The sequence below is a fragment of the Saccharibacillus sp. O23 genome (genome assembly GCF_002205895.1).
Taxonomy (GTDB): domain Bacteria; phylum Bacillota; class Bacilli; order Paenibacillales; family Paenibacillaceae; genus Saccharibacillus.
In genome coordinates, this window is sequence record NZ_NJDE01000002.1 from 452,079 (window position 1) to 464,697 (window position 12,619).

The following is a 12,619-nucleotide window of genomic DNA, read 5'->3' on the forward strand; positions in this document are numbered from 1 at the left end:
TCAAGCGTGTCGCCTACTGCGCAATCTACAGTAAGATCATACGAGAATACGCTGTAAGAGGTGGAACTCGTAAATGATGTACTGCCCGATGGAAGCGTAGCCCCATTTTTTCGAAATTGTGCATATCCCAAAGCTGCGGAATTAGATACAGCATAGCTAATAGATAGCCGGTATCGGCCCGCAATTCGGACGACGCATGAATAGAGTTTAGCGTAAGCCGTTCCGGTGGCATTTCTTTGTTGGGCTTCAGCATAGACTTGGTTCGATCCCGGCGTAGGGGGATAGCCTACCCACGTCCCAGATACCCCGAATATTGTCTTTCCATTTACAATATTTGTTGGAAGTAAATTCGCGTCACCTTTGACTGTGATGCTGCCGTCATAGATCCCTGAACCTAAGACTTGATCCGTCGTGCCCGGCGTTACCGTCTGCGCTACCGTGGCCTGTACTGGCTTAGTGCCAGTCATCAACGCTCCGCCACTCCGCATCGTCTTCCCCGCGCGCAGATCGGCGGCCGTGGCCGTCGTGCCGATGCTCGGGTCAGGCACTGCTACCGTCACATCATTGTCGTAGATGCCGGACGGCAGCGTGCCGTTTGCCGTCACGGACGTCGTGGCGCGGACCGGTACGGTGCCGGTAACCAATCCACTGTCCGTGCCGACCTTTTTCCCCGCACGCACGTCACCCGCGCCTGCATCTCCGTACTCCCCCCTTCACCCTGTAAGATAAAAGCCGATCCCGAATACGCTAGCGAATAGATACCGCCTGCCTTGAGATTTGTCACGGCCACCGCGCCGGCTCCGGTCATCTTCCGGATCGGAAGCGCGCTGCCGCCGTTGTAAGATAATGTCGCCGCGCCGGTGCTATCCGCGTTGATCTCGACCGTAATCTTTCGAAACTTTCCCAGAACTGGCCCGTTTGCGATCGTCAGAGCGTAGGCGTTTCCCGTGTTGGTCGTCGTGCCGTAGAGCCGAGATGCGTCCGTATAGTCCTTAGCAGCTTGAAGTTTGGAAGCAGCATCTGTCTTAGATTCTGCTGCTGCCAACGCTGTTGCCTGCGCCGCACTCATTAATCCGGGCTGCTCGGTTGTCGCGGTTTGGATAGGATCAGCTCCGCCTGGCAAATGTGTTGCTGCATGCGCGCCGGGCGTCGATTGTCCGGTCGCGGTCAAGATGATCTTTTTGCGATCTTTGGTTACAGAGATGCCGGTCGCTCCTTCGATAGTTAGGCCATCTGTGGTCGTCTCAGCCGCGATTCCGTTAACGCTACCGAATGCCTTCTGATTCTTCTGCGCGCCGGATTCGATGTTGGTCAACTTCTCATGTTCAGTCTGCGTGAGATGAGCGACTGTGTCCTGCTTGTGGGCGTTCAAACCGCTCTGTACGTCGTCGACTTCCTTCTTGCGCGCGATGTCTGCGTCTGCCGCTGGCGCGGCTACCTGAGCGCGGCCGGAGGCGTCACGCTGCATCAGCACGCTGGCCGTAGCAGCGGATGCGCTCGCGTCGAGCTTCTTTTTATCGGCTGCCGACATAAAGCCGGCTGCATTCGCCGCTGCGGCCGGATGCTCATCTGCTCCACGCTGCTTGTGCGCCGTTAACGTGTCGGCTGCTTCCTTGATGGCATCAGCCTTGGCCTGATCGATCTTCTCCTGTGCGCCTTCCGGCGTTTCCTTCGCATGCATCTCTTCCTGAACCTTGTCAAAGCCGATGTTAATCTGGTCATACGTCTCGCTGATCCGCCGTGCTCCGTCCAGATTCGTGTACCGATTGGTCAAACGCTCCCACTCCCTTCAACAGCGTCTCTACATCCGCGCGGACGGCCAGCAGAAGTTCTATTTGCTGTTCCCTCGGTAACGTCGACAAGATCGCGCGGATCGTGCCGGACGTCTCGCGGACTACATCGTCTTCGATGTCGACCTCCATACGGAGGATCTTTTGTATTTTCATAAATAACCTCCTCAATCTTCATTCTTAAAGAGGAAAATCCTCTCTTTCGACGAATTTCAAAGTAGATGCTATCTACCAATTCTGAAAGAGAGGATTATATATGGATCCTAATGATATTAAAACCGGATTGGAAGCAGCCAAAGATCTTGGCGTTCCTATTGAAAAATTATCAGAGAACGCGTTGGGCAAACCCACAACTGAGCTTGGTGAAGGATTAGGTAATTTGTTTTGGTTGGTTTTTTCACCTATTCATACTGCTCGAGCTGTCTTAGAACCGCGTATTAAAGGATTCCAAAAACGTATTGAAGAAAGGCTCTCTCAAATTCCAGAAGAACAAAGAGTAGAACCTCCACTAAACATAGTTGGCCCCACATTAGAAGCTGCAAAGTTTCATATTGAAGATGAAGAAATCAGAAACATGTTCGCTGAGTTGATTGCATCCTCAATGAACGTGAAATCACAGGACAAGGTTCATCCATCTTTTGTAGAAGTAATTAAACAGCTTTCATCTTTCGATGTCAAAGTATTAAATATTCTACTAAAAAATAAACATTGGCCGATAGCTGAAATTGTGATATTTGAGGGAGCAGAAGAACTTACTTCTGCTGGAAGTTATCAAGTAATAATAGATAATATGATGCCCTTTCCTGAAATGGACTTTTCAAATTCTGATCATTATAGTGCTGCAATTCAGAACTTATGCCGACTTTCCATAATCAGTATAGACAGCGAAAAGTATTATATAGATTTGAAACGGTATAACCAACTTTATGAACATGTAGTATTAGAACAAGCTAAGGTTGCAGCTTCAATCGATTCAAAATTTGACAATTGCAAGATTGACTTAAAAAAGGGATCTTGGAGTTTTACATCTTTTGGAAACATGTTCGTTGATTGTTGTTTTAAGAATGATCCTGTAGAGTAAGATACTCTTAAATAACCAATCGGAACAAAAAGCTTCGTCATTGGCGAAGCTTTTTGTATTAATGAGTATCAATTTGTCTTAAACCAAACTCCGCCAGTTCCGTCATAATTCCGCTCGAAAGCAATTACTGGAGACTCATCGTTCTTTTTTACTTGGAAGACGATCCAACCTTCATGAGAAGATCCTTCATAAAGGCTGGTATCAATATCCGGTTCTGGCGATACACCCATTGACATGTCGTAAGCCGTTCCAGTGGTTGAAACCAGTGTAAAGCTAACCCGTGAAAAGTCCACCGCTGCATCTTCCTGAGCATTTCTACTTATACTAACCGTGGCTTTGGCAAGCAAATACTCATATCCAGCTTTGGGCTCACTATTAAATGGATTAGCTTCATGAAGCATATGCCAAGCCTGCGCTCCACGGACAACTTGAGTCACGCTCACGTTACCGCCGTAGTCATCAGAGAAGCTCTTGACTGTAAACGGAAGTGCTGAACCGAGCGCAGCCGGATTCGTGCGGCTGTTCTTACTTGTAGCGGTTCCAGTCGATCCGGTGTTTGGAGTGCTGCTCGGAGCAGGAGATCCACTGCTATTGATCATGATCGTTTCGGCTGAGTTATCGTAATTAACACTTGCGCCAAGCATTTCCGAAACAGCACGCAGTGGCACATAGGTCGTACCTTTTATGATCTGCACATCAGCCGAAGCAGTCTGTCCATTAACGATCAGTTTCAACTTTCCAGATGCATATGTCCCGGCAGAGAATGACGAAACTACCAGCGCTACCGCAGCTCCAGCGATCATAAACTTTTTCTTTTTCATCAGCAATCCCTCTTCTCTTATGTAATCATCCAAATTATCCCACGATTACATAGAGCGAGCAAGCAGGAATGAAAATCGTAACAATTATTTTTGTTGTAATGCTGCGATTTCAGCTTGGAGCTGTGCGATTTCGGCTTCGGCGGCGGCGATCCGCTCGTCGCACTCAGCCATTCTTTTGCGAACTTGATTTGCATTCGGCGAATCCGGATCTACGGCACCGCCAGGCTCTAGCATATCTGCCCAAGCTTGTTTGCCTCTTTTCGCTGATTCAATGTCACGATTCAAAGCATCAATCTTATTTTGTTTCGCCATAATTTGAATGTTCACTGGAGTTTCATCATTAGACACCGTCGTAGATGCGGTTGCTTTATCTTTATCCGACATCGTAATTGTCTTCCCTTCCACCTTTAGGCTTGTGCCGGTTGCCTCAGCGATTGCTCGCACAGGAGCATACGTTGCCCCATTGATCGCTACTGCTTCAGCGATTTTCTTGCCGTCCTTTTCGAGCGAGAATACGCTTTGAACCTTTTGCCCGATCAATCCCGGTTGAGCAGCAATAGCGGCTGTACCACCGAAGAGCAGCGCACCTACTACGAAGCCAGAAATAAATTTTTTCGTGCTTAAGTCCCCCTGTGAACATTTTCCTTAGAATACCATATTGCAGGTTATTTAGGTATGTTCACTTGAGAGATGAGACTTCCATTAGCGTCATAAAGTTTCAAATTCCTTGTTGTGTTGTCGAAGGCCATATTTACAGCTTTAGAGTCAAGAGTACTTTTTAAACCATTCACACTTGAAATGTGTAGCCCACTTACCTCATCTCCATCAGCAAAGTAGAACGCCCCTGTCATAAGCACACGATCGTAAAAAGAAAAGATCTGTAACTGATTTTGCGTTTGCAAAATCGCGCTATTCCCTCGTCCATAGAACCCGCCCAGCTTTTGCCCCGAACCGAATACCGTAAATCCAGATTCGTCGGATGGACCTTCATGCGAGATCGCGACCTTCCGCTCACCGAAGGAATCATAAGAGTAAATGCCGGTCTCTGTCACTTCCGTGCGAGCACCAGACGTCGCCGTCCGGATCAGCGTGCCCGTGATCTTCCCTCCTTCAATCTCGGAAGCCGTGATCTTCCCGGAAAACGATCCAGTGGCCGCCTTCAGCTCACCTGTGAAAGTGCCACTGGCGGCTTGTAGCGCGCTGGCAAATGTACCAGTGGCGCCTCAAGCTTTCCGGTGAACGTACCTGAAGCAGCTTGAAGCGCGCCCTTGAACGTACCGCCGGCGGCCTGCAAGTTGCCCGCGAAGGTTCCGCTCGCAGCCTTCAGTTGACCCGAAAACGTTCCTTTCGCAGCTTGAAGAGCACCCGCAAATGTCCCGGTGGCCGCATCTAGGTCACCACTGAAGACGAACTTCCTCTTCGGTAGGTCAAACCACAGCGCGTGGTCGCCGTCAGCGTAGAAGCTCAACTCATCGGCATTGAAAACCGCCTTGGCCAGTTCGTCGTCCCGATCAATGACGAGGCCCTGTGACCGCGTGAGCGAAGCGCCGTAGTAGCGCTTGCCCTCCTTGACGGCAGTCTTGTTCAGCACTTTGACTGCGCTGGACAACGTGCCATCAGTAGGGAATTCGCTCTGCTGCTCCGACGTTGCCGGCGCCTCGATCGTCATTCGGAGGCCGCCCTTGTAGTTCAGCACCTGATGGAGCATCATCGTGCGGTAATTGTGTTATTATCAATTTGGGTGATGTTATGGCTACTTTCGGAAGCAGACTTAAGCTCCTCCGATCCGAGAAAAGGTTGACTCAAAAAGACTTTGCAAAACTCATGAACATCAGCGAAAGCGCGGTTGGCATGTACGAGAGAGATGAGAGAGAACCCTCTTTCAAAATCCTGAATCAGATAGCCGATTACTTTGGAGTTTCTTACGACTATCTGCTAGGAAGTTCAATTGCTCGAACTCCCGAAGAAGGCATGGCATTCAGCGACGGCGGTCGCAACTGGACCGAAGAGGAAATGCAGATCGCGGAATCGATCATCGAGACACTGCGCAAACAGCAAGGCAAATAAGCATGCGGCCCTTGATGCCGGAGGGCCGTTTCTTTTACACTGAAACAGAACATATGTTCCCATTAGGGGGAAAAGATATGCTTCAGGGATACCAGCCAACAGCCGCGGACATTTGGCTTCGCGATCTGTATTCGGAGCACCATATTCATTTAGGGATGCACTTGAACTTCCATTTGATCGCGTCGATCTGGGGTATTCAAGTGATTTACAACGCCGTGCCAGCATTTTCGTTCTGGGCCTCAGGCCTGAGGATCATCTCGCTCGATAACCGGACGGCGCCGGAGCGGCAGCGTGCAGACTTTTATCACGAGCTTGGCCACATCGCCTTGCACGACGGCCGACAACACGGCCTCCATCCGCTCATGGTGCAATTACAAGAGTGGCAGGCTCGTCGCTTTCAGCTCGTCGCAGCGATGCCCTACGCGTTGCTTCCGCCGCTGGCGCGCACATGGATGGAATACGCCTTGTTACTGGCCGAGATTTTTGCGGTACCGCTCGACGTCGCTATTCGTCGGGTTGAGATGATCCGGTCGAGACAGATCTATGAAGGGAGGGATTATCGTGGCATTTAAGAAAGTATCTGCAAAGAATAAGCAGGGTTATAAGTGGGAGTGCGTGAAGGACGGCCCCATCGATCCAGCGACAGGCAAGCGGAATCAGATCCGGCGCCGCGCCGATACGAAGAAGGCTGCGGAAGATGCTGTAGACGAAGTAGTCCGGCGGCTTATGAACGGCATAGATGAAAAAGAAGCCAAGCGCATGACTTTTGAAGAAGGTGCGGCTTCATGGATGGACGTATATCGGCGGTCCGGAAAGAAGCCCAGTACCGTTGACCGTATGATGGCAGACATAAAATTCCTTTGCCGGTTCTATGGGAAAGCCCCGATCGCTCGAATCAGCCACAAAAACCATCAGGATATGCTGAACGAGTTGGACAATCAGGGGTACGCTCTAAAAACAATCATCACGGCACACACTACGGCCGGCATGATCTTTAAGCACGCCATCAAAAACAAGTGGCGACTGGACAATCCGACAAAAGATGCGGTGATCCCGCGAAAAATAATGACGGTTGAAGAGTTGGAAAATCGAAGTATTGAAGAAAAGTATTTGAAGGTTGAAGAACTTGAAGAGTTTCTGAGAGCTGCCATTGAGTTCGGTGAGGATGGCGATCCCGAGGCCTTCTACCTTCTGGCCTTTAGCGGGATGCGTCCAGGCGAGCTTCTAGCGCTTAAACGTCCAGACTTTAGATTCCTAGAGCGGCTATTACGGATCTCAAAGACGCTGTATATGCCGGCCGCAGAGAAAGAATATCAGCTCCTTCCGCCAAAGACCGCATCCAGCTTTCGCGAATTTACGATCGACCTTAAGGTGTGTCTTATGCTACAGTCTTACATAGAACGCAGGCAGGAGTTTTTCAAGCGGAATCCGCCTGTACACGATGGAGGATTTATTTTTTGTAGCGACAACGGATACCCAATATATCTTGCTCGGTTTACCAGAAGACTGAATCGCCTCTTAAAAAGGACTTCAATCAAGAAAAGAGTGACCCCCCATATCTTCCGTCATACCTTTATCTCGCTCTTGGCGGAAGCGAACGTGCCTCTCCAAACGATCATGAAACGCGTCGGACACGATGATGCGAAGACCACTCTAAAAATCTACACGCATGTGACATCCAAGATGCAAATCGACGCGGACCAGAAGATCAGCGAGATGTATTCTGACCTGCTGGATATCCCGTTTAATAACGATTTTGCAGAGAATGTGATAAAAAAGTGATATAAAAACAAAGAAAGCGACCAGAAACCTCATTAGATCAAGGTTTATCGGTCGCTTTTTCTTCATTAACTTTGATAATCGTTATCAAAAGATATCATGTTCATCGCGACTTGACAAGCAAATCCTTGTTGTTTATTCATCACCCGGTCAGAAATGATCTTAGGGCGCTTCTGTCAGCGGTTTACGGCTCGCCGATTTTCACGGACAACGCGTAATTCGCGTAATCTTCGTTTTTCCAGACGGCCAAGACGTTTAACGCGTAATATCCCGGTTCTTTGGTCAGCTTCAGCTTTGTTCCGTCGAACGCGGCAGCGATTCCCGCCCCCTGCGGATTCTCCATATCGATCAGCCTGGCTTCGACGCGAGCAGGTTCATCGCCGTCGAAAATCAGCTTGACTTCTCCTTCGGGCGAAAAATCATACACCGTTTCCTGCCGAATCAATTCCGGCGGTGCCGGAGAATCGGATTCGACGCCCTGCCAAGCATACGAACCGCCGACCATCGTCATCTGTTCCCCGTCCATATTCTCCGCTGTCAGCGCAGGCGGCTGACTTACCTTTCCGCAGCCGATCAAAGCCAATATCATCAAAAGCGCAAACAGGCATGCCGCCGAAAAAAGGGGGTTCTTGTTTTTCATCTCTATCGCTCCTCTCTTTTTTATCGGTCAAGATACCCGATAGACGCTTGAAGCGGACTCAAAGTTCGCCGTCTTTGATTCGAAGCAGCGCTCGCGACAAAAAGGACCGTCCGATTGTCTCGGAGGTCCTGATTGACGAGGCCTTAGTCCCCGCCCCGATCGACATCGTAAACGAGAAATCGCCGATGTCCGTCTATCTCGCTTCTTCGCGTTTCGACTGACCCGGTTCGCGCAGCGATTCGGGCTGCGTACCGGATTCGCGGGTCCGCCGGGTTCTTCTTTCCGCCAGCAGTTCCGCCGCGCCGTACGCTTTGTCGCGTTCGAAGATCAGTTCCAGTTCCAACAAACGGTCCGCCAAACGGACCGGAATGGCGTCTTTCAACTGCCGCCAAGAAAGGAATTGTTCCGGCAGCAGACGGCATTCCGTGTACTCCAATGCCGGTCTGAACGCGAACGACCGCAGATAGCGGCGCACGCGATCATGAATCTCTTCCGTTTCTCCTCCGGGCGGAAGCAGACAGGCGATCTCGCCGCCCGCGTACAATCCTTCCGAACCGGCATGCGGCCCCGTCGCCGAATAAAGATCGGGCAGCAGTTCGAACACTTCCGGCATCGGAGACAAAGCATGTTTGCCCGGCTGCGCGAACAAACGCACATGCGTGCCGTCGCTCAGATTGCCGCGATTCTTCAGTAGCCCTTTCAAGACCCTGCCGTGGAACGTCGCTTCGCAATCGAGCACTTCCCCGTTAGGTCCGACATAGATCCAGATCTGTTCCAATTGATACAGATGGCCGATCTCGTAATCCCACCAGATCGCGTACTCCAAAATGAATTCGGTACGCGGATCGACCTCCGCGAACGTTCTCGGGAACGAAGGCGATTCGTCTCCCGCTTCGAGCAGCGTGAATCCGACCAAATTCGGCAGGAACGGTTCCCGCAGGTCGAACATGAGGTAAGGGGCATACCGTTCGCACAAAGTGCGGTCTTCTCCGGCGCTCCTCGATGGTTCTTCCATCCTTTCCCAACCGTGCGCCGTCGGCTCGTCCATGTTCTCCACTCCTTAACATTAGGCTGCATCCGGCGAACAAATCTTCGTTCGAATGCGGATTCATTTTTCCCTTACGTCTATTTTGCGGGAAAAATGTTCGGTGAATGTTAAGGCGGGTGGACGGAAGCGTTAAGTTTGACCCGAGCAGCGGCCGGTTTCGCGCTCGTACGCTTCCAAGCCGTAATTCAGCGTCTCGTCGTCTCCCGTATCGAGACCGTACAGCGCTTCTTGCAGCGGCATCAGCCGCGCGTACAGACGCGCTCGCTTGTCCAATGCTTCGTCGCCCGCATACAAGGCGATACAGCGTTCATAGAAGGCCGTTCCGTACACGGCCGACAAGCTGCCCAGATCGCGCGCGGGATCGCCCGTACGGGCCGAACCGAACCCGATCGCGCCGCAGACCGACGCTTCGACGGCGTCCCACAGCAGGTGCGCGGGACCCAGCGCCCCGTGAATCAACGCCTGCCGGCCCGCTCTTTCCGATTCGCTCGCCAGCGCCTCCAGATCGCGCGCCGCAGCCTCGCGCGCGCCTGCGCTCAGTCTCGGGAACAGTTCTTCCCTCGCCCTCGCGGCCAGCTCCTCCGGCGCGAGCCTGTCGGCATGCGCGTCCTCCCGCCGCCCCTGCTCCGCCCGCGGCGGCTCCGCGGCATGCAGTTCGCGCAGGAAACGCGACACCGATTGCGCCGCCCGCTCCCAAGCTTCCGTTCCCGCTTGTTCTTCCAGCGTTTCCGGCCACAGCGGTTCGCCGTCGATCCGCGCGTATCCGAGAAACGCGTACCCCGGTTCGAGACGTTCCAGCGACTCGTACAGAGGCTCGGGGGTAGGCAGCGCGACCGCCCGTGCGATCGCGGGCAGCAGCGAACGCGCTTCGAATAACAGCGATCTTGCGCTCTCCGCGTCGCGAGCGAAGCGGAATACCGCCGAATGATTGACGGTAAAAACAAAATAATGCTGCGCCGACCGTTCGGTCTGCACGTCCGCGATGATCATTTGCGGATAAGCATCCTGAAGACGCTGCATAAACGGATTGCTCATTTGACGAACTTCCTCCTTATTTGCGCACGCTTGCGAACCGCTTCTTTTTCTCCTTTGATAACGTACCATAATTTTTTCGAAAATAATTCTTTACCGATCGTTCTCAATATGCTATATTTAGTCCGCGAAAGCGAACGGCCCGCTTTTACCATTGTAGAACGATGATTCTCCTAAAGGCCGAATTCATATTCAGGAGGAATTCGCATGAAAACGCTCGTGATCGTCGCCCACCCCGATTTGAACGCTTCGCGCATCAATCGGGCCTGGATCGAAGCTCTTCGAGATCGTCCCGATACGGACGTTCATTCGATCTACGATGCTTATCCCGACTGGAAGATCGACGTCCGCCGCGAACAACGACTGCTCGAACGGTACGACCGCATTATTTTCCAATACCCGCTGTACTGGTACAGCACCCCGCCGCTGCTCAAGAAATGGTTCGACGAAGTGCTGGAGCGAGGTTGGGCTTTCGGACCGGGCGGAGACAAGCTGACCGGCAAGCAGATCGGCATCTCCTTCTCGACGGTGGGAACGGCGGACACTTACTTGCGCGGCGGCAAGAACCTGTTTACGATCCGCGAAGTCGCGGCGCCGATGGAAGCGTTGGCCCGTTACGTCCATGCGGATTACCTGCCGCCGTTCGCCGTTCACGACGCCATGCATATGACGGACGAACGTCTGGAAGAGAGCAAGGCCGCTTATCTGGAACATCTGGCGCGAGCGATGCCGAGCGAGCCGGCCGCCGCCGGATAATCCGCCGCTTCGCGCGCCCTTTCTTTACCATTCGTTCTCGTAATGCTATGATGAGACCGGGAGGTTGGGAATATGGCCAGAAACAAAGAATTCGACGAAAAAGAAGTCTTGGAAAAAGCGATGGGGTTATTTCTCGCGCAAGGCTACGAAAAAACGTCCATGCAAGAGCTCGTCGAACATATGGGCATTCACCGACGCAGTCTTTACGACACGTTCGGTGACAAACACGCGCTGTTCATGCAAGCCCTGACGCTCTATCAACACCAGATGGACGATCGCCTCGCCAAAGCGGCGCTGAAGTCGTCTTCCGCTTTGGCGGGAATCGCTTTGATCTTCAACGCCATGATCGACAAAGATCCCGAAGAACCGAAAGGCTGCTTGTTCGTCAACACCGCCGTGGAACTCGGTCCGAGAGATACCGAAGCGGAACAAGCGGCGGGAAAAGGTTTCGGCTCTCTGGAAACGAGGCTGCGAGAGCTGATCATCAAAGGTCAACAGCAAGGCGAAATTCCCGACGGACTGGATGCTTCGATCGCCGCGGAGAATCTGCATAACTCGCTGCTCGGCATTCGCGTGCTGGCCCGAACTTCGGCTTCGCGCGACAAATTGCGAAGAATCAAGGAAGCTTCTCTCGCCGCGCTCCGCTGATATTCGACGGAAAAGGCCGGAAACGTTCCTTCGGTCTTCCTTTTCCGCACGCTTTTTAGAATGATCATTCTCATATCAAACAAAAGGAGTGTTCTCATATGTCCCATACCGCTCAATTAAAAGGCAAAGTCGCCCTGATCACCGGAGGGAGCAGCGGAATCGGCTTAACGACCGCACGCTTGTTCATCGAACAAGGCGCCAAAGTGGTCATTACCGGCCGCAATCTCGACAAACTGCAAGCCGTACAGCAGGAACTCGGCGAAAACGCGCTGGCGCTTCAAGCCGATTCGGTCGATGCCGAAGCGCTCGAACGGGCGGCATCCGCGGCGGTCGACAAGTTCGGCGGACTCGATATCGTCTTCGCCAACGCCGGCATTTCCGATTCCACGCCGGTCGGAAGCACGACGGCCGAACGTTTCGAGAACGTGCTGCGGATCAACGTGACCGGGCCTTTTCTGACCGTGCAGGCGGCGCTTCCTCATCTCAAAGCCGGCGCTTCCGTCATCCTCGTCGGCTCGGTCATCGCCAACTCCGGGCGTCCGGGCGCTTCGGCTTACGCCGCCAGCAAAGGCGCGGTCACCGCGATGGCGCGCTCGCTGGTCGGCGAACTGTCGCCGCGAGGCATCCGCGTCAATACGGTAATTCCCGGCCCGATCCGCACGCCGATCTGGGGTCAATCCACCGCCGAAGGACTGGATAAGCTCGATGCCGGATTCTCGATGAGCGTGCCGCTCCAACGGATGGGCGAACCGGAAGAGATCGCCGCGGCGGTGCTGTTCCTCGCTTCGGACGCCGCTTCTTACGTACAAGGCGCGGAGCTTGGCGTGGACGGCGGGGTCGAGTCGGCTCCGATGGGAGCGCCGGTGTATCTGCAAGGCCGGTAATTCGAACGTGCGCGCTTCCTCAGGCCGCGCAGAAGCGATCTATGGAGCGCGCAGCCGAAAAAGCCGATGAAGG

16 protein-coding genes are annotated in these 12,619 nt (G+C 52.8%); 7 read left to right on the forward strand and 9 right to left on the reverse strand.

Annotated features, from left to right (window positions below):
• Positions 1–601: 601 nt before the first annotated feature.
• Both CDO73_RS03570 and CDO73_RS26670 read right to left on the reverse strand, forming a co-directional pair.
• Positions 602–1,774 (reverse strand): hypothetical protein, encoded by a 1,173-nt coding sequence (locus tag CDO73_RS03570; RefSeq protein WP_143536061.1) that lies wholly within the window; start codon positions 1,772–1,774, stop codon positions 602–604.
• Positions 1,719–1,946, reverse strand: coding sequence for a hypothetical protein (locus CDO73_RS26670; protein WP_088487111.1), 228 nt, complete (start codon positions 1,944–1,946; stop codon positions 1,719–1,721). The genes CDO73_RS03570 and CDO73_RS26670 overlap by 56 nt, the downstream gene beginning before the upstream one ends.
• 100 nt (positions 1,947–2,046) lie before the next feature.
• Here CDO73_RS26670 and CDO73_RS03580 point away from each other — a divergent pair, with 100 nt between their 5' ends.
• Complete coding sequence (locus tag CDO73_RS03580; RefSeq protein ID WP_088487112.1) at positions 2,047–2,871, forward strand: DUF4393 domain-containing protein; 825 nt, start codon at positions 2,047–2,049, stop codon at positions 2,869–2,871.
• 68 nt (positions 2,872–2,939) lie between these two features.
• Here CDO73_RS03580 and CDO73_RS03585 read toward each other — a convergent pair whose 3' ends face one another.
• The 4 genes from CDO73_RS03585 to CDO73_RS03600 all read right to left on the reverse strand — a co-directional run bounded on the left by CDO73_RS03585 (position 2,940) and on the right by CDO73_RS03600 (position 5,361).
• A complete protein-coding gene (locus CDO73_RS03585) occupies positions 2,940–3,692 on the reverse strand; it encodes a DUF4352 domain-containing protein (protein WP_088487113.1) in 753 nt (250 codons plus the stop codon).
• An 84-nt stretch (positions 3,693–3,776) separates the two neighbouring features.
• Positions 3,777–4,232 carry a stalk domain-containing protein gene (locus CDO73_RS03590; RefSeq protein ID WP_088487114.1) on the reverse strand — a complete coding sequence of 152 codons (456 nt, stop codon included), beginning with the start codon at positions 4,230–4,232 and terminating at the stop codon, positions 3,777–3,779.
• A gap of 125 nt (positions 4,233–4,357) precedes the next feature.
• Positions 4,358–4,744 carry a hypothetical protein gene (locus tag CDO73_RS03595; protein WP_088487115.1) on the reverse strand — a complete coding sequence of 129 codons (387 nt, stop codon included), beginning with the start codon at positions 4,742–4,744 and terminating at the stop codon, positions 4,358–4,360.
• A gap of 107 nt (positions 4,745–4,851) precedes the next feature.
• On the reverse strand, positions 4,852–5,361 hold the full coding sequence (locus tag CDO73_RS03600; protein ID WP_143536062.1) for a hypothetical protein: 510 nt from the start codon (positions 5,359–5,361) through the stop codon (positions 4,852–4,854).
• An 80-nt stretch (positions 5,362–5,441) separates the two neighbouring features.
• Here CDO73_RS03600 and CDO73_RS03605 point away from each other — a divergent pair, with 80 nt between their 5' ends.
• From CDO73_RS03605 to CDO73_RS03615, 3 genes are all read left to right on the forward strand, one after another.
• Positions 5,442–5,759, forward strand: coding sequence for a helix-turn-helix domain-containing protein (locus CDO73_RS03605; RefSeq protein WP_256972541.1), 318 nt, complete (start codon positions 5,442–5,444; stop codon positions 5,757–5,759).
• Between the two features lie 77 nt (positions 5,760–5,836).
• Complete coding sequence (locus CDO73_RS03610; protein ID WP_179218533.1) at positions 5,837–6,331, forward strand: ImmA/IrrE family metallo-endopeptidase; 495 nt, start codon at positions 5,837–5,839, stop codon at positions 6,329–6,331.
• A complete protein-coding gene (locus CDO73_RS03615) occupies positions 6,321–7,541 on the forward strand; it encodes a tyrosine-type recombinase/integrase (protein WP_256972542.1) in 1,221 nt (406 codons plus the stop codon). Before CDO73_RS03610 ends, CDO73_RS03615 begins: the two co-directional genes overlap by 11 nt.
• A 181-nt stretch (positions 7,542–7,722) precedes the next feature.
• On the opposite strand, the gene CDO73_RS03620 is transcribed toward CDO73_RS03615, so the two are convergent.
• From CDO73_RS03620 to CDO73_RS03630, 3 genes are all read right to left on the reverse strand, one after another.
• Complete coding sequence (locus CDO73_RS03620) at positions 7,723–8,178, reverse strand: hypothetical protein (protein WP_088487119.1); 456 nt, start codon at positions 8,176–8,178, stop codon at positions 7,723–7,725.
• Positions 8,179–8,371: 193 nt separating this feature from the next.
• Positions 8,372–9,226, reverse strand: a complete 855-nt coding sequence (locus CDO73_RS03625; RefSeq protein WP_088487120.1) for a hypothetical protein — start codon at positions 9,224–9,226, stop codon at positions 8,372–8,374.
• 129 nt (positions 9,227–9,355) lie between these two features.
• The gene (locus CDO73_RS03630; protein WP_179218535.1) at positions 9,356–10,261 is read right to left on the reverse strand and encodes a phosphotransferase family protein; all 906 of its coding nucleotides are present in this window, start codon (positions 10,259–10,261) and stop codon (positions 9,356–9,358) included.
• Between the two features lie 204 nt (positions 10,262–10,465).
• Here CDO73_RS03630 and CDO73_RS03635 point away from each other — a divergent pair, with 204 nt between their 5' ends.
• The 3 genes from CDO73_RS03635 to CDO73_RS03645 all read left to right on the forward strand — a co-directional run bounded on the left by CDO73_RS03635 (position 10,466) and on the right by CDO73_RS03645 (position 12,546).
• On the forward strand, positions 10,466–11,014 hold the full coding sequence (locus CDO73_RS03635; RefSeq protein ID WP_088487122.1) for an NAD(P)H-dependent oxidoreductase: 549 nt from the start codon (positions 10,466–10,468) through the stop codon (positions 11,012–11,014).
• A 72-nt stretch (positions 11,015–11,086) separates the two neighbouring features.
• A complete protein-coding gene (locus CDO73_RS03640; RefSeq protein WP_088487123.1) occupies positions 11,087–11,662 on the forward strand; it encodes a TetR/AcrR family transcriptional regulator in 576 nt (191 codons plus the stop codon).
• 98 nt (positions 11,663–11,760) lie between these two features.
• Positions 11,761–12,546: an SDR family NAD(P)-dependent oxidoreductase gene (locus CDO73_RS03645; protein WP_088487124.1), complete on the forward strand. Its 786-nt coding sequence runs from the start codon at positions 11,761–11,763 to the stop codon at positions 12,544–12,546.
• Positions 12,547–12,619 lie beyond the last annotated feature (73 nt).